Genomic DNA, 15,511 nt, shown 5'->3' with positions numbered 1-15,511 from the left:
AGCGCAGGAGGCTGCGCGCGCCGGGTGAAACTTGAAACTTAGGCCAGCACTTCCACGGCCTGGTTCTGCATCAGTGCCAGCAGGCGGGCGATTTCTTCGCGCATCTGGCGGCGGTCCACGATCATGTCGATCGCGCCCTTGGTCAGCAGGAACTCGGAACGCTGGAAGCCTTCCGGCAGCTTTTCACGCACGGTGTTTTCGATCACGCGCGGACCGGCGAAGCCGATCAGTGCCTTCGGTTCGGCCATCACCACGTCGCCCATGAAGGCGAACGATGCGGACACGCCACCCATGGTGGGGTCGGTCAGCACGGAGATGAATGGCAGCTTCTTCTCGGCCAGCTTGGTCAGCATGGCAGTGGTTTTCGCCATCTGCATCAGCGACAGCAGGCCTTCCTGCATACGTGCGCCGCCAGTCGCGGTCACGCAGATGAACGGCACCTTCTGCTCCAGTGCGACCTGGGCCGCGCGGGCGAAGCGTTCGCCAACCACGGAACCCATGGAGCCGCCCATGAATTCGAATTCGAAGCATGCCACGACAACCGGCAGGCTCATGATCGAGCCGCCCATCGCAATCAGGGCGTCGGTTTCGCCGGTGGCTTCCATCGCCTGCTTCAGGCGATCCGGGTATTTCTTGCTGTCTTTGAACTTCAGCGTGTCGACCGGCAGGGTTTCCTGGCCGATTTCGTAACGGCCGCCGGCGTCCAGCAGTGCATCCAGGCGCTCACGGGCGCGGATACGCATGTGATGGTCGCACTTGGGGCAGACATGCAGGTTCGATTCGAGGTCGGTACGGTACAGCACAGCCTCGCAGGATGGGCACTTGACCCACAGGCCTTCAGGCATTGTCTTGCGAGCGGCAGCGTCCGAGCGCTGGATGCGCGGTGGCAGCAATTTTTCCAACCAGCTCATATATTTCTCCTCTTGCACTAACTTAGGCCGGAAGTGTAGCCGGTTCTGCCTGTCCTGTCGAACAAAACAGGCAGAACATTGCTCTCAATTCAACGCTTTTCGTCGAGTGCCTGGCGAATGCCGGAAACGAACGATCGTACTGATTTTGCAGCATTTTCCGGGCCTGCCGCCTCGATTTCCTGGATGATGCGGCTGCCGATCACCACCGCATCGGCCACACTGGCCACCGCACGCGCGGTTTCGCCGTCGCGGATGCCAAAACCGACGCCCAGCGGGAGCTGGATGTGCTTGCGGATCATTTCCAGGCGGCGCGCCACGTCCTCGGTGTCGATATGCCCGGCGCCGGTCACGCCTTTCAGCGACACATAGTACGTGAAACCGCTGCCGACACGCGCTACTTGCTGCACGCGCTGCTCGGTCGAGGTGGGCGCCAGCAGGAAAATCAGGTCCTGCCCTGCCGCGCGCATCCTGGCGGCGAATTCCTCGCACTCTTCCGGCGGATAGTCGACCACGATGGCGCCATCGGCACCGGCGGCGCGGCTGGCGTCGATGTAGGCGTCGGGCCCGAGGCGCTCGATCGGGTTGGCGTAGCCCATCAGCACGACCGGGGTGGTCGTGTTGGTTTTGCGGAATTCACGCACAAAGTCGAAGCAGTCGCGGATGCCGACACCGTTGGCGAGTGCCCGCTCGCAGGCGCGCTGGATGACCGGGCCTTCGGCCATCGGGTCGGAGAACGGGATGCCCAGTTCGAGGATGTCGGCGCCGCCGTCCACCAGGGCGTGCATCAGTTCCACGGTCTTGCCGGGATGCGGGTCGCCAGCGGTGATGAAGGTGACCAGGGCTTTCTTGTTTTGCGCTTTCAGGGCGGCGAAGGTTTGTTCGATACGAGTCATGTTTTTTCCGGTTTTAGAACTGCAACCCGGCGCGCTGCGCAACGGTATGCATATCCTTGTCGCCGCGGCCCGACAGGTTGGCCAGGATGATCTTGTCCTTCGGCAGGGTCGCCGCCAGCTTGGCCGCATACGCCAGCGCATGCGACGACTCCAGCGCCGGAATGATGCCCTCGATATGGCAGCAATCATGGAAAGCCTGCAGCGCCTCGTCGTCGGTGATCGACACGTATTGCGCGCGTCCCGAATCCTTCAGGTAGGAGTGCTCGGGTCCGACACCCGGATAGTCCAGGCCGGCCGACACCGAATGCGTCTCGATAATCTGCCCGCCCTCGTCCTGCAGCAAATAGGTACGATTGCCGTGCAACACGCCCGGATAGCCGGCCGTCAGCGAAGCAGCGTGCTTGCCGGACTCCAGCCCTTCGCCTGCCGCCTCCACGCCCACCAGCGCCGTTCCAGCCTGGTCGATGTAGGGATAGAAAATGCCCATCGCATTCGAGCCGCCGCCGATGCAGGCCACGACGTAGTCAGGCTGGCGGCCGGTCATCTCGGGCATCTGCTGCAGGCATTCCTCGCCGATCACGGACTGGAAGTCGCGCACCATCATCGGATACGGGTGCGGGCCCGCCACAGTGCCGATGATGTAAAAGGTGTTCTCGATATTGGTCACCCAGTCGCGCATCGCTTCGTTCAGCGCATCCTTCAGGGTCTTGGAGCCGGACTCCACCGGCACCACGGTCGCACCCAGCAGCTTCATGCGATAGACGTTCTGCGCCTGGCGCTTGACGTCCTCGCTGCCCATGTACACCACGCACTCCAGGCCGAAGCGCGCGCAGATGGTGGCGGTGGCGACACCGTGCTGCCCGGCGCCGGTTTCGGCGATGATGCGCGGCTTGCCCATGCGCTTGGCCAGCAAGGCCTGGCCGATCACGTTATTGATCTTGTGCGCGCCGGTGTGGTTCAGGTCTTCGCGCTTGAAGAAAATCTGCGCCCCGCCCATCTGCGCCGACCAGCGCTTGGCGTGGTACACGGGCGACGGACGGCCGACGAAATGCTTCAGCTCATAGCGGAATTCTTCGAGGAACAGCTCGTCCTTGCTGTAGCGCTCATAGGCTTGGCGCAGTTCGGCCAGCGCGTAGCTCAGGGTTTCGGCAACGAAGGAGCCGCCGTAGGGGCCGAAATGGCCGGTGGCGTCAGGCAGGTGGTAGGATGAGGCGTGAAACAGGTGCGCTGGAGGCGCGTCAAGCGGGGTTTTCATGGTGCAGGTCTTTCTCAATAGTGGCATCTGCTGCCCGCACGCCGCGAATGAACTCCGCGATCAGGCGAGCATCTTTGATGCCCTTGGCGCGCTCGACGCCACTTGAGACGTCAACCGCGTAAGGGCGAACGCTGGCCACTGCGCCAGTCACATTTTGCACGCTCAAGCCACCACTCAAAACGGCCCGATGCGCGAGATCTTTTGGGATTAGGGACCAATCGAAAACCTTTCCTGCGCCGCCATATGCATCCACGAAGGTGTCGAGCAGGAGGCCCGAGAACAAGCCACTGGATGCGCGGCAAAGTCGCTCATATTCTAGCAGCTCAGCGCCGCTTGTGTCGGGTTTGACGCGGAATACCCGCACGAAGGCACGCCCGGCAGCGCGCGCCGCCTCGGCACATTGCCCTGCCGTTTCATCGCCATGGAATTGCAGCAGCGATACTGGCGCCACCGCCACGGCTGCCGCCACCTGCTGCGCCGTGTGGTTCACGAACAGGCCGACCGGCGTTACGAACGGCGGCAGCAGTGCAATCAGCTCGGCCGCCCGCGCCGGCGCCACGTAGCGCGGGCTCTTTTCGTAGAATACAAAACCCACCGCATCGGCGCCCGCAGCCACGGCGGCCTGGACGTCTTCTTCGCGGGTCAGGCCGCAGATCTTGATGCGGGTGCGTGGCATTGCAGGTTTCCTCAGAAGGCTGGCAGGATGCTGGGCTCTTCTTGCGGCAAGCCCCATTTTGCGTCGTATTCGATTTTGGACAGGTACAGCCCGTCCGGCATGAAGGTTGGCGCCGCCTTGGTGCGGTCCTTCCCTGCCAGCAGCTCGCCCAGCCAATCCGTGTTCTCGCGGCCCTGGCCCACATACACCAGCGCGCCGACCAGGTTGCGTACCATATGGTGCAGGAATGCGTTGGCACGCAGCGTGAACAGGATCATGTCGCCGTGGCGCTCGATCTCGATCATCTGCATCTCCTTGACCGGCGTCCTGGCCTGGCACATGGCAGCGCGGAAGGCAGTGAAGTCGTGGGTGCCGATCAGCGGCTTGACCGCTGCGCGCATGCGCTCCACGTCCAGCTTCCAGTGCGTAAAGCCGGCGCGGCCTGCCAGCAGCGGCGAGCGTATCTGCTGGTTGTACAGCAGGTAATGGTAGGTGCGGGAACGGGCGCTGAAACGGGAATGGAATTCCTGCTCCGGCGTCGGCGCCTGCGGCAGGTAGCGCGCCCAGCGCACGCCGATCGATTCTGGCAGGAAGGCATTGATGCCGCGTACCCAGGCGTGTTCGGCGCGATCGAGCCCGGTGTCGAAGTGCACCACCTGGTTCAGCGCGTGCACGCCGGCGTCGGTGCGGCCGGCGCAAGTGGTGCCCAGCTTGACGCAGGCGAAGCGCTCGATGGCTTCCTCCAGCTTGTTCTGCACGGTCTGGCCGTGCGGCTGGACCTGGTAGCCAAGCCAGCCGGCGCCGTTGTACTGAAGCCCTAATGCAATGCGTTTCAAAATAAAAAATGCCCGGTCAGATTGATCTGTGACCGGGCATTATACGGTGAAACAGGGTTTAGCCGAGTTGCGAGCGCATGGTGCTGGCGCGTGCAACCTGGTCGTCGCTGCCGCCGCGGATCACTTCATCCAGCAGCTCGCGAGCGCCTTCCTTGTCGCCGATTTCCTGGTAAGCCACTGCCAGGTCCAGCTTGGTGTCCATCTCCATGTGGAGGGCGGACATCTCGTCTTCGTTCTTCGGTGCTTCGGCCACCTGGCCGGCGCCGCCGAGGTCGAGGTCGATGCCGGACAGGTCGAAGTCGGCTGCTGCCGGAGCGGCAGCGGCCGCAGGTGCCGCTTCAAGCGGCAAGTCCAGCGCGAAATCGGCAGCCGACAGCTGAGCTTCTTCAACCGGCGCAGCAACCGCCGCGCTCGCGCCAGGCAGCGAGAAGTCCATGCTGCTCAGGTCTGCCAGCGGGTCGGCCGCGACTGCTGCCGGCTTGGATTCGCTTGGCAGGTCCAGGTTGAAGTCCATGCCGATATCGGACATGGCGTCAGGCACCGGCGCCGCTTCCACCGTTTCAATCTTGGCGGCTGGGGTATCCAGGCCCAGGTCGAAGGACAGGTCCTGCACTTCTTCCGCAGCAGGAACCGGCGCCGGGGCCGCTTCAGCGACCACCGGAGCCGCAACTGCCGGCTCGTCAAAGCTCAGGCCGCCGAGGTCGAAGTCCAGGGTATTGCTGTCGGCAGCTTTCGGGCTTGGCCTGGTTTCTTCAGCAAAGGACGGCAGCGCGCCTGCGTCGCGGTCCAGGTCGAAATCCATCACGCTGGCAGCAGCAGTTGGCGCGGCATCCTGGCTCAGGTCCAGGTCCAGGCCATCAGCATTGGCTGGTGCAGCAGCGGGCTCGGCAAACATCGCAGCGAAATCGTTGAGCTCATTCGACTCGCTGGCTACGAAAGGGGCTGCGCCAGCGGCAGCTGCAGCACCAACCATGCCGCCGGCGGCTTTGGCTTGTGCGGCACTGACGTACAGCGGATTGTCAGCGTCGATGCTGACGCCCATCGCTGCGGCTTGCGCCCACTCGTCGCCCTGGCCCTTGGTCATCGAATACAGCTCGCTGGCCTGGGTTTCGAAGGAACGTGCATCCTTGCGGCCGGCATAGATTTCCAGCAGCTTCAGGCGCACCGGGTGGCGTTCCGGATGGACGCGCAGTGCTTCCTTCAGGATTTCCTCGGCCTGGGCATCGCGGCCGTAAGCAATGTACACATCGGCTTCCGCCACCGGATCGACTTCATTGGTGTCGAGCTGGCTGGCCGAAGGGGCGAAGTTGGAGTTGAACACGCTGTTGCTGGTGTCCACGCTCTGGCCGCCGGTTTCGGCGAACAGGGAATGCGCGGTGGTACCCGGATCGCCCATCACGCTGGCCGCTTCCGTATTCATCATCGACATCTCTTCGGCAGCCTTGCGGCGGCGTACCACCATCAGCGCAGCCAGGCCGAGCAGCGCAGCAACGCCAGCGCCGATCAGCTTGATGTTTTCCATGATCATGTCGACCAGGCCCGGCTCGACTTTCGCAGGCGGCGTCACGACGGTGCGCTTTGGCTTGCTTGGCTTTTCCGGTGCAGCTTCCACCGGTGCAGCCGCTTCCGGCGCCGGCGCGGCGGCAACCGGGGCGGCAGCGGCAGGCGCCGCGGCCGGCGCTGGCGCCGGCGCCGGGGCCGGCTCGGACAGCTTGACGACCGGGCTGGCGGCAGGCGCCGCAGCAGCCGGCGCCGGCGCTGGAGCAGGCGCGCTGGCTTTCGCCTGTGCGCTGGCGCCAGCCTTGTTCTTCACCTCCATCAACTTCTCGAGGCTGTTGACGTTCTTTTCCAGCTCCTTCACACGGGCGCTGGCGTCGGCCATCTGGCGGTCCTTGGCGATCTTGTCTTCCACCACGCCGGTCTTGCCCGGCTTGCTGGAAGCTTCGCCTGCCTTGGACAGTTTCAGCTGGTCTTTCGACTCGCTGACGGCTGTCGGGCGTTCCTTGACCTGGGCAGTGATCTTGCCGGTCTGGCTTTGCTGGGATTCCGCTTCCTTGGACGGGGTAGCCGCAGCAACCTGGCCCGCCAGCTTGGAGCGGTAGGCGTTGAAGTCGGCGGCATGGGCCACCACCACGCCATGGGCTTCACCCTGGCTGGTCCCCTTGACGGAGCCCGCGTCCGGCACGGACAGGATGGTGCCGGACTTCAGGCGATTCATGTTGGAGCCGTTGAACGCGTCCGGATTGGCGCGGTACAGGGCCACCAGCATCATGTCCAGCGACACGTCGGCTGGCTTCAGGCGGCCGGCGATCTTGCCCAGCGTATCGCCCTTCTTGACGGCATAGCTGTCGGCGCCTTCTTGCGCTGCTGCGGCGGCGCGCGGTGCAGCTGGCGCCGCCGGTGCACGCGACGATGCAGCCGGCGCCGACGGTGCCGTGCCAGGTGCAGCCGCCGATGCTGCGGCCGCAGGGGCGGCAGCAGGAGTCGACGTTGCAGCGGGACGCGTATTGCGCGACGCCGCAACCTGTGCGGAGTTGGTGGTACGCAGGTCGGCCGGGTCCAGCAGGAAGGTGTACTCGCGTACCAGGCGACCATTGGTCCAGGTCAATTCCAGCAGCATGTCAACGAAAGGCTCGTTGATTGGCTGGGACGAAGTAATACGGATAAATTGGCGCGAGCCACGGGCTTCGACCTCGAAACGCAGGCTGAGCAATGCCGAATTGAAGTCGATATTGGCGGCGCGGAAGGCATCCGGCGAGGCCAGCTTGGCCACCAGTTCGGACGCTTCTTCAGCGGTGACGGCCGTCAATTCGATTTCGGCGCGCAGCGGCTGCCCCAGCGAGGAGAGCACAGTGAGCTTGCCAAGGCCTGCTGCGTTGACGGAAATAGGTGCGAGCACGGCACCGCTGAGCATAGCAGCGGTCAGTGTTTTCAACGCGAACGAAGCGACCTTGGAAGGTTTTTGTACAGGCATAGTGAGGACGGAAAATGGTTAACGTGGAAACAAAGTTACTTTTCCAGAGGTCTCAACATAACATCATGCTTTAAAGCATGCAAGCATTCTCCCACTATTCTCCCTGTTAAGGAACTATTCTGTTTCGTTCATGACGAAAATATTTCTTCTCCCGAAGAAAAAAGCCGGAATTTCCTTTGAAATCCGGCTTTTAGAAAATACTTCTTATCTTGTTTATTATTCAGTAGTTATTAGCTGATTAATAACAGATTATTTATCCAATACGATGCGCAGCATGCGGCGCAGCGGCTCGGCAGCGCCCCACAGCAGCTGGTCGCCTACAGTGAAGGCCGACAGGTAGTCGCCGCCCATCGACATCTTGCGCACGCGGCCGACCGGGATCGCCAGGCTGCCGGTGACGGCGGCCGGGGTCAGTTCCTTGACCGACGCTTCGCGCGTGTTCGGTACCAACTTCACCCACTGGTTGTCCTTGGCGATGATGTCGTTGATCTCGTCCAGCGGCACATCCTGGCGCAGCTTGATGGTCAGCGCCTGGCTGTGGCAGCGCATCGCGCCGATACGCACGCACAGGCCGTCGACCGGGATGGCGGAAGCGGCGAAGCCTTCGCCGCGGCCCAGGATCTTGTTGGTCTCGGCACCGCCCTTCCACTCTTCCTTCGACTGGCCGTTGCCCAGGTCCTTGTCGATCCACGGAATCAGGTTGCCGCCCAGCGGTACGCCGAACTGCCTGGTTTCTTCCGGCGACAGGCCGTGCTGGGTAGCCAGCACCTGCTTGTCGATTTCCAGAATGGCCGATGCCGGGTTGTCCAGCAGGTGCTTGACGGAGGCGTTGATGGTGCCGTACTGGGTCAGCAGCTCGCGCATATGCTGCGCGCCGCCGCCCGATGCCGCCTGGTAGGTCATGGAAGTCATCCACTCCACCAGGTCCTGCTTGAACAGGCCGCCCAGGCCCATCAGCATGCAGGACACGGTGCAGTTACCGCCGATGAAGTTCTTCACGCCCTTGGCCATGGCGTCCTTGATCACGTTCAGGTTGACCGGATCGAGCACGATCACGGCATCCTTGTCCATGCGCAGGGTCGACGCGGCGTCGATCCAGTAGCCGTTCCAGCCGGCTGCGCGCAGCTTCGCGAATACCTCGGTGGTGTAGTCGCCGCCCTGGCAGGAGATGATGATCTCGCAGCGTTTCAGTTCGTCGATGTTGGTGGCGTCTTTCAGGGTAGTCTCGTTCTTCGCCATCTTCGGCGCAGCGCCGCCGGTGTTCGAAGTGGAGAAGAACACCGGCTCGATATGGGCGAAGTCGCCCTCTTCCTGCATGCGCTGCATCAGGACCGAACCGACCATACCGCGCCAACCAACCAGACCTACGAGTTTCATTTTGCTTTCCTTTGGATGTGAAATCTTTAAAGTGCTGCGACCACTGCATCGCCCATCTGCGAAGTGCCCACCTTGGTGGTCCCAGCTTCGTAGATGTCCGGCGTGCGCAGGCCCTGTGCCAGGACCTTCTTGACAGCGGTTTCGATGCGGTCAGCCTGCTCTGCGCGGCCCAGCGAATAACGCAGCATCATGGCAGCCGACAGGATCGTGGCCAGCGGGTTGGCAATGCCCTTGCCCGCGATATCGGGAGCCGAGCCGTGCGACGGTTCGTACAGGCCCTTGTTGTTGGCATCCAGCGAAGCCGAAGGCAGCATGCCGATCGAGCCGGTCAGCATGGCTGCGGCGTCCGACAGGATATCGCCGAACATATTGCCGGTGACGATGACGTCGAACTTCTTCGGCGCGCGCACCAGTTGCATGGCGGCGTTGTCGACGTACATATGGTCCAGCGCCACGTCCGGATATTCCTTGTGCACGTCGGTGACGATGTCTTTCCAGAACTGGAAAGTCTCCAGCACATTGGCCTTGTCGACGGAAGTCAGGCGCTTGCCGCGCTTTTGCGCCGCCTGGAACGCCACGTGGGCGATGCGGCGGATTTCGCCTTCCGCATAGCGCATGGTGTCGAAGCCTTCGCGCTGGCCCTTGAACGGACCATCCGGGCATTCGCGCAGGCCGCGCGGCTGGCCGAAATAGATGTCGCCGGTCAGCTCGCGCACGATCAGGATGTCCAGCCCCGACACCACTTCCGGCTTCAGCGTGGAAGCGCCGGCCAGCTCAGGGTACAGGATGGCCGGGCGCAGGTTGCCGAACAGGCCCAGGTTCTTGCGCAGGCCGAGGATGGCCTGCTCCGGGCGCAGCGGACGGTCCAGCGTGTCGTACTTCCAGTCGCCCACGGCGCCGAACAGCACGGCGTCGGCCGCCTTGGCCAGCGCCAGGGTTTCTTCCGGTAGCGGGTGGCCCTTGGCCTCGTAGCCGGCGCCGCCGACCGGCGCAGTTTCCATCTCAAATTTTTCGTCGAGCGCATGCAGGACCTTGACGGCCTGGCTGACGATTTCCGGGCCGATGCCATCGCCCGGCAGGATTGCGATTTTCATGTTGATCTTATCTGTTAAATGACGTTGGCCAGCCAGGGCTGGCTTGCCAGGCGGCGTTCTTCGAACGCGTGGATCTCGTCGGCATGGCGCAGGGTCAGGCCGATGTCGTCGAGACCATGCATCAGGCAGTATTTGCGGAAGGCGTCGATCTCGAATGGGTAGGAGACGGAACCGTCGCTGGTGCTGACGCGCTGCTGCTCAAGGTCCACCACCAGGCGGTAACCCGGGAAGGCCTTGACTTCATTGAACAGATGATCGATCTGCGCTTCGCCAAGGACGACCGGCAGCAGGCCGTTCTTGAAGCAGTTGTTGAAGAAGATGTCTGCAAAACTCGGCGCGAGGATGGCGCGGAAGCCGTATTGGTCGAGCGCCCATGGCGCGTGTTCGCGCGACGAGCCGCAGCCGAAATTCTTGCGAGCCAGGAGAATCGAAGCTCCCTGGTAGCGTTGCTGGTTCAGCACGAAGTCCGGGTTGAGCGGACGCTTGCTGTTGTCCACGCCCGGTTCGCCGTGGTCAAGATAGCGCCACTCGTCGAACAGGTTGGGACCAAAGCCGGTGCGATGGATCGACTTCAGGAATTGCTTCGGGATGATCGCGTCGGTATCGACGTTGGCGCGGTCAAGGGGTGCTACCAAACCTTCATAGACGGTAAATTTTTCCATGATTCTCTGCGTTGGCGACGGCAGGCAATGCGCGGGGCATCGGCTGCCGTCCAGCTTTTATTTGCCGGCGCTTTCTACAACCTGCCCGGCCCTTTGCACATCCTTGCCGATGCCGGCAACGGTGTTGCAGCCGGTCAGGATGATGGCGGAGATAGCGATAGCGAATAGTTTTTTCATTTTGGACTCTTGCTGGTTGTTGTTAGCGGATGGATCGGACATCCACGAAATGGCCGGCGATACCGGCTGCCGCCGCCATGGCAGGCGATACCAGGTGGGTACGCCCGCCCTGGCCTTGGCGACCTTCGAAATTACGATTGGAGGTGGAAGCGCAGCGCTCGCCCGGATCGAGCCGGTCGGCGTTCATGGCCAGGCACATCGAACAGCCCGGCTCGCGCCATTCAAAGCCGGCGGCCTTGAAGATCGCGTCCAGCCCCTCGCGCTCGGCCTGCTCCTTCACCAGGCCGGAGCCCGGCACCACCATTGCCAGCTTCACGTTCGAAGCGCGCTGCTTGCCGCGCACCACGGCGGCGGCGGCGCGCAAGTCTTCGATGCGCGAGTTGGTGCAGGAGCCGATAAAGACCTTGTCGATGCGGATGTCTTCGATGCGGGTATTCGGCGTCAGGTTCATGTACACCAGGGCTTTTTCCATGGCGTCGCGCTTGACCGGGTCTTTCTCCTGGTCCGGATCGGGCACGCGGCCGTCGATCGAGGTCACCTGCTCTGGCGAAGTGCCCCAGGTCACCTGCGGCTGGATCTGCGCCGCGTCCAGCGTGACGACGAAGTCGAATTTGGCGCCCGGGTCGGAATGCAGGGTGCGCCAGTACGCCACCGCCTGCTCCCACTGCGGGCCTGCCGGCGAATACGGACGGCCCTTGACGTAGTTGATGGTAGTGTCGTCCACCGCGACCATGCCGGCGCGCGCGCCCGCTTCGATCGCCATATTACAGACCGTCATGCGGCCCTCCATCGACAGCGAACGGATCGCCGAGCCGGCGAATTCGATCGCGTAGCCGGTGCCGCCCGCGGTGCCGATCCTGCCGATCACGGCCAGCACGATGTCCTTGGCGGTCACCCCGGCCGGCAGCACGCCGTCCACCTGCACCAGCATGGCCTTGGATTTCTTTGCCAGCAGGGTCTGCGTCGCCAGCACGTGCTCCACTTCGGACGTGCCGATGCCGTGCGCCAGCGCGCCGAATGCGCCGTGGGTCGAAGTATGCGAGTCGCCGCACACCACGGTCATGCCCGGCAGGGTCGCGCCCTGCTCCGGGCCGATCACGTGCACGATGCCCTGGCGCTTGTCGTTCATATGGAAGTAGGTCATGCCGACCGACTTGGTGTTCTTGTCCAGGGTTTCCACCTGCAGGCGCGAGGTGGGATCCTCGATGCCGTGCGAACGGTCCGTGGTCGGAACGTTATGGTCGGCCACCGCCAGGTTGGCCGACAGGCGCCATGGCTGGCGCCCGGCGCTGCGCAGGCCGTCGAATGCCTGCGGGCTGGTGACTTCGTGTACCAGGTGGCGGTCGATGTACAGCAGGGCCGTGCCATCTTCCTCAGTGCGTACTACGTGGGATTCCCAGAGTTTGTCGTAAAGCGTTTTCATGATGCTGCCTGATAAGGTGATCCGTTTGATTATGCCATATTTTGTGCAATGCAAAACCCAGCTGTTTTCCGCCTCGTGAGCAATTTCGCGTAGTTTTTGGCGTATGGCGCCATCCCCAACGACCATACCAGAAAAGGTCCTTTTTCGTCGTTGGGGCGTAAAAAAGCCTGCAGCCCCTTTGTGGGAGGCTGCAGGCTGGTGTTTTCTGTATTTTTTGGAGGAGGCTTTACGCCGCCATCCTTACACTTCCCCTGCAGCCGTCCATCAGGAACGATAGGCCAACTACTAGGACCAGGTCGCCCTCGGCGGAACGTGCGGTGCCGGTAATGCCGTCCACCGACAAGGCGGTCATCGGTTTGATGACCAGGTCGGCGGTGCCATCCACGGCCGACACGGCCAGGATGTAAGGCTGCGGCGAGTTCACCACGATGCCCACGCGTTCCGAGCATGGCTCGTAGCCCAGCGCATCGGCCAGCGAACGTACCGGCAGCGGACGACCCTGGTCTTTCAGGACCGGCGCGCCGCCCACTTCCATGAAGGTTTCCGGCAGTTCGACCACGCGCTCGACCACCGCCATCGGCAGCGCCAGCAGCGCACCCGAGGTGGAGACCAGCATGGTCGGCACGATCGACAGCTCGATCGGCAGGCGGATGGCGAACTTGGTGCCCTTGCCCAGTGCCGATTCGATATGGATTGCGCCGCGGTTCTTTTCCACTGCGGTCTTCACCACGTCCATGCCGACGCCGCGGCCGGAGACCGAGGATGCCACTTCCTTGGTCGAGAAGCCCGGCAGGAATACCAGCTGGTAGCACTCGTCGTCGGTCAGGTTGGCGCTTGGCGAAATCAGGCCTTTCTCGCCGGCCTTGCGCTTCAGCGCTGCCGGGTCCATGCCCTTGCCGTCGTCCTGCAGCACGATCATGACCGAGTTGGCTTCCTGCCACGCCTTCAGGGAAATATAGGCTTTAGGCGGCTTGCCGATGGCCATGCGGGCCTCCGGCCCTTCCACGCCATGGTCCAGCGCATTGCGCAGCATGTGCACCAGCGGGTCGTACAGGCTGTCCACCACCACGCGGTCAACTTCGGTTTCCGCGCCTTCGATGGTCAGCTCGACTTCCTTGCCCAGGTCTTTCGCCAGTTCGCGCACCAGGCGCGGGAATTTCTGGAACAGGCGGCCGACCGGCTGCATGCGGGTCGCCAGGGTGGCGCGCTGCAGTTCGGTGGAATAGCGCGAAGCACGTTCCAGGGTTTCGGTCAGGGCCGACATCAGCGTCGCTGCCTGGCCTTCGAACTTGAATTGCTGCAGGCGCTCCAGCAGTACCGCGGCCTGGTTGGCAGCCTGCACGGATTCACCGGCCACTTCCAGCAGCGCGTCCAGCTTGACGGCATCGATACGGATCGATTCTTCCTTGGCCGGTGCGGAGACCGGCTTGGCTTCCGCGGCCGGGCGCTCTTTCGCCTCGGCGGCCGGTGCATGCACCGCCGCCGGAGTACCTTCGGCGGCAGCATGAGCCGCAGCCACGCCTTCGGCGCGCGCATCCACCGCGGGACGCACGTAAGTACCAGGCGGCACTACCGCTTCGTACATGCCTTCCCAGTCCAGGCCGTCGGCCGATGGCGCGGCGCCGGCAGCAGGTGGCGCTGCGGCGACCGGCGCCGCAGCCGGCGCTGGAGCGGCGGGCGCAGGCTTGGCCGCCGGCTTGCTGGAAGTCTTCTTGCCTTCGATGGCTTCCTTCAGGATCGCTTCCAGGTCGGCCGGCATCGGCGCCAGCGCGTCGGGCGCGGTACCGTTATTCAGTTCGGACAGCTGGTCGGCCACGAAGCCCGAGGCCTGCAGCGCCGCTTCAATCGACAGCGGGGTAACGGGCGCGGCGCCAGTGCGCAGGGCATCAAACAGGTTCTCGGTCAAATGGCATGCCGAGACCATGGCGCCCAGGTTCATGAAGCCGGCGCCACCCTTGATGGTGTGGAAGGAACGGAAAACCGCGTTCAGCGTTTCCTTGTTGTCGGGGTCACGTTCGAGGCGCAACAGGTGCTCTTCGACGTTGACGGCCAGGTCCATGGCCTCGACAACGAACTCCTTGAGCATATCATCCATTAGAACCCCAGGTCGGCAAGCAGGTCATCGACGCTGTCCTGATTCAGGGCTTCCGATGGAACGGATGGACCCGACATCAGCGACACCTCTTTCTGCGCAATCTTCTCGCGCACCTCAGCCGGCGCATTGTCTTTCAACAGCTGCGCCAATTCGGTTTCGACCTTCTTGGTAATGGCAACGACCTTCTTGATCAGCTGGCCGGTGATGTCCTGGAAGTCCTGGGCCATCATGATTTCCAGCAGGCGGGCTTTTTCCGCCTCCGTTGCTTGCGCTACCTTGGTGGCAAAGGCGCGCGAATCGCCCGCCAGCGCCTTGAAGTCCTCAATGCTCAGCTTGCCCGCAAACAGGTCCGCCCAGCGCTCTTCCATATCCTTGGCTTGCCTGGACAGCACCTCCTGTGCCGGCATGCCGTCGTCCAGGGTATTCAGCACCTTGTTGGCAGCCTGCTCGGTCAGCGAAGCGACGTATTCGAGGCGGTCTTGCGCGTCCACGATCTGGGTCGACGCTTCGGTCAGGGCCTTGTCGTAACCGAGTTCGCGCAGCGAATCGTGCAGCAGGCGCACGATGCCGCCCAGGCGCTCGAACATGCCTTCCGCATGCTCGCCGCCTTCTGCCGGCGCTTCGCCCGCTGCGGCAGGCGCTGGTGCCGGCGCCAGCGCTGCGGCCGGTGCCGGCGCTTTGCCCGAGGCGGCTACGGATTCAAACAGGCTTTCCAGGTCATCCGAATCGCCCGAATCGGATGCCGCAGCCGCCGGAGCAGCAGCTGGAGCCGGTGCAGGCGCATTCGCCCGTTGCGCAGATACTTCTTCAAATAATGCATCGAAATCATCAGCGGCGTCGGTCATAATTCCTGCTTCTCCATAATTTTCAAAGTTCCCGCTGCCGAAAAAAGTGTCACATTTGACGCTCGGCAATAAACAAGGCACTCACGCGAGTGTAACAGGGGCAGCCCACTCAATTCAATCTCTTAGGTGAAGCCAAATCGCGCTCCAAGTGTACTGTTGTATTTGCGGAGTGTGTGAAATTCCCGCCGCAAGCCCATGAAATAACGGGAATTTGCGCCATCTGCGATGTCCCCCTGACAGTTTCTTGATAATTATCAACTCTTTACAGCAGAACAATACTGATAAACGGGGCTACAATGAAGGCAGGAACTGGC

13 protein-coding genes are annotated in these 15,511 nt (G+C 62.8%); all 13 read right to left on the bottom strand.

Going from position 1 to position 15,511, the window contains the following annotated elements:
• Positions 1-38: 38 nt before the first annotated feature.
• The 13 genes from accD to ASE26_RS01395 all read right to left on the bottom strand — a co-directional run bounded on the left by accD (position 39) and on the right by ASE26_RS01395 (position 15,197).
• Positions 39-911: an acetyl-CoA carboxylase, carboxyltransferase subunit beta gene (gene accD / locus ASE26_RS01450; protein ID WP_028104921.1), complete on the bottom strand. Its 873-nt coding sequence runs from the start codon at positions 909-911 to the stop codon at positions 39-41.
• 89 nt (positions 912-1,000) lie between these two features.
• Complete coding sequence (gene trpA, locus ASE26_RS01445; protein WP_055931205.1) at positions 1,001-1,804, bottom strand: tryptophan synthase subunit alpha; 804 nt, start codon at positions 1,802-1,804, stop codon at positions 1,001-1,003.
• A 13-nt stretch (positions 1,805-1,817) separates the two neighbouring features.
• Positions 1,818-3,059, bottom strand: coding sequence for a tryptophan synthase subunit beta (trpB, locus tag ASE26_RS01440; RefSeq protein WP_057245480.1), 1,242 nt, complete (start codon positions 3,057-3,059; stop codon positions 1,818-1,820).
• Complete coding sequence (locus ASE26_RS01435) at positions 3,043-3,735, bottom strand: phosphoribosylanthranilate isomerase (RefSeq protein WP_055931199.1); 693 nt, start codon at positions 3,733-3,735, stop codon at positions 3,043-3,045. The genes trpB and ASE26_RS01435 overlap by 17 nt, the downstream gene beginning before the upstream one ends.
• Positions 3,736-3,746: 11 nt before the next feature.
• Positions 3,747-4,550: a tRNA pseudouridine(38-40) synthase TruA gene (gene truA, locus ASE26_RS01430; protein WP_055931197.1), complete on the bottom strand. Its 804-nt coding sequence runs from the start codon at positions 4,548-4,550 to the stop codon at positions 3,747-3,749.
• Between the two features lie 58 nt (positions 4,551-4,608).
• The gene (locus ASE26_RS01425) at positions 4,609-7,524 is read right to left on the bottom strand and encodes a FimV/HubP family polar landmark protein (RefSeq protein WP_082591273.1); all 2,916 of its coding nucleotides are present in this window, start codon (positions 7,522-7,524) and stop codon (positions 4,609-4,611) included.
• Between the two features lie 249 nt (positions 7,525-7,773).
• Complete coding sequence (gene asd, locus ASE26_RS01420; RefSeq protein WP_082591272.1) at positions 7,774-8,901, bottom strand: aspartate-semialdehyde dehydrogenase; 1,128 nt, start codon at positions 8,899-8,901, stop codon at positions 7,774-7,776.
• A 26-nt stretch (positions 8,902-8,927) separates the two neighbouring features.
• A complete protein-coding gene (gene leuB, locus ASE26_RS01415; protein WP_057245477.1) occupies positions 8,928-9,995 on the bottom strand; it encodes a 3-isopropylmalate dehydrogenase in 1,068 nt (355 codons plus the stop codon).
• 14 nt (positions 9,996-10,009) lie between these two features.
• Positions 10,010-10,657, bottom strand: coding sequence for a 3-isopropylmalate dehydratase small subunit (gene leuD / locus ASE26_RS01410; protein WP_055931184.1), 648 nt, complete (start codon positions 10,655-10,657; stop codon positions 10,010-10,012).
• Positions 10,658-10,714: 57 nt separating this feature from the next.
• Positions 10,715-10,834, bottom strand: a complete 120-nt coding sequence (locus ASE26_RS29630) for an entericidin A/B family lipoprotein (protein ID WP_082507346.1) — start codon at positions 10,832-10,834, stop codon at positions 10,715-10,717.
• A 22-nt stretch (positions 10,835-10,856) separates the two neighbouring features.
• On the bottom strand, positions 10,857-12,260 hold the full coding sequence (gene leuC, locus ASE26_RS01405) for a 3-isopropylmalate dehydratase large subunit (RefSeq protein ID WP_057245559.1): 1,404 nt from the start codon (positions 12,258-12,260) through the stop codon (positions 10,857-10,859).
• Between the two features lie 223 nt (positions 12,261-12,483).
• The gene (locus tag ASE26_RS01400; protein ID WP_055931181.1) at positions 12,484-14,352 is read right to left on the bottom strand and encodes a chemotaxis protein CheA; all 1,869 of its coding nucleotides are present in this window, start codon (positions 14,350-14,352) and stop codon (positions 12,484-12,486) included.
• Positions 14,352-15,197 (bottom strand): protein phosphatase CheZ, encoded by an 846-nt coding sequence (locus ASE26_RS01395; protein ID WP_057245476.1) that lies wholly within the window; start codon positions 15,195-15,197, stop codon positions 14,352-14,354. The genes ASE26_RS01400 and ASE26_RS01395 overlap by 1 nt, the downstream gene beginning before the upstream one ends.
• Positions 15,198-15,511: the final 314 nt, after the last annotated feature.

Source organism: Duganella sp. Root198D2, from assembly GCF_001428585.1.
Classification (GTDB): domain Bacteria; phylum Pseudomonadota; class Gammaproteobacteria; order Burkholderiales; family Burkholderiaceae_D; genus Rugamonas.
The sequence above is the reverse complement of the archived record's forward strand: the minus strand, read 5'-3'. Positions and strand labels throughout refer to the sequence as shown.

Excerpts from the sequence above, each read along its gene's own strand:
- ASE26_RS01435 (WP_055931199.1), bottom strand. The coding sequence starts at position 3,735 with ATGCCACGCACCCGCATCAAGATCTGCGGCCTGACCCGCGAAGAAGAC.
- trpB (WP_057245480.1), bottom strand. The coding sequence starts at position 3,059 with ATGAAAACCCCGCTTGACGCGCCTCCAGCGCACCTGTTTCACGCCTCA.
- ASE26_RS01395 (WP_057245476.1), bottom strand. The coding sequence starts at position 15,197 with ATGACCGACGCCGCTGATGATTTCGATGCATTATTTGAAGAAGTATCT.
- accD (WP_028104921.1), bottom strand. The coding sequence starts at position 911 with ATGAGCTGGTTGGAAAAATTGCTGCCACCGCGCATCCAGCGCTCGGAC.
- asd (WP_082591272.1), bottom strand. The coding sequence starts at position 8,901 with ATGAAACTCGTAGGTCTGGTTGGTTGGCGCGGTATGGTCGGTTCGGTC.
- ASE26_RS01425 (WP_082591273.1), bottom strand. The coding sequence starts at position 7,524 with ATGCCTGTACAAAAACCTTCCAAGGTCGCTTCGTTCGCGTTGAAAACA.
- ASE26_RS01400 (WP_055931181.1), bottom strand. The coding sequence starts at position 14,352 with ATGGATGATATGCTCAAGGAGTTCGTTGTCGAGGCCATGGACCTGGCC.
- leuB (WP_057245477.1), bottom strand. The coding sequence starts at position 9,995 with ATGAAAATCGCAATCCTGCCGGGCGATGGCATCGGCCCGGAAATCGTC.
- leuD (WP_055931184.1), bottom strand. The coding sequence starts at position 10,657 with ATGGAAAAATTTACCGTCTATGAAGGTTTGGTAGCACCCCTTGACCGC.
- ASE26_RS29630 (WP_082507346.1), bottom strand. The coding sequence starts at position 10,834 with ATGAAAAAACTATTCGCTATCGCTATCTCCGCCATCATCCTGACCGGC.
- trpA (WP_055931205.1), bottom strand. The coding sequence starts at position 1,804 with ATGACTCGTATCGAACAAACCTTCGCCGCCCTGAAAGCGCAAAACAAG.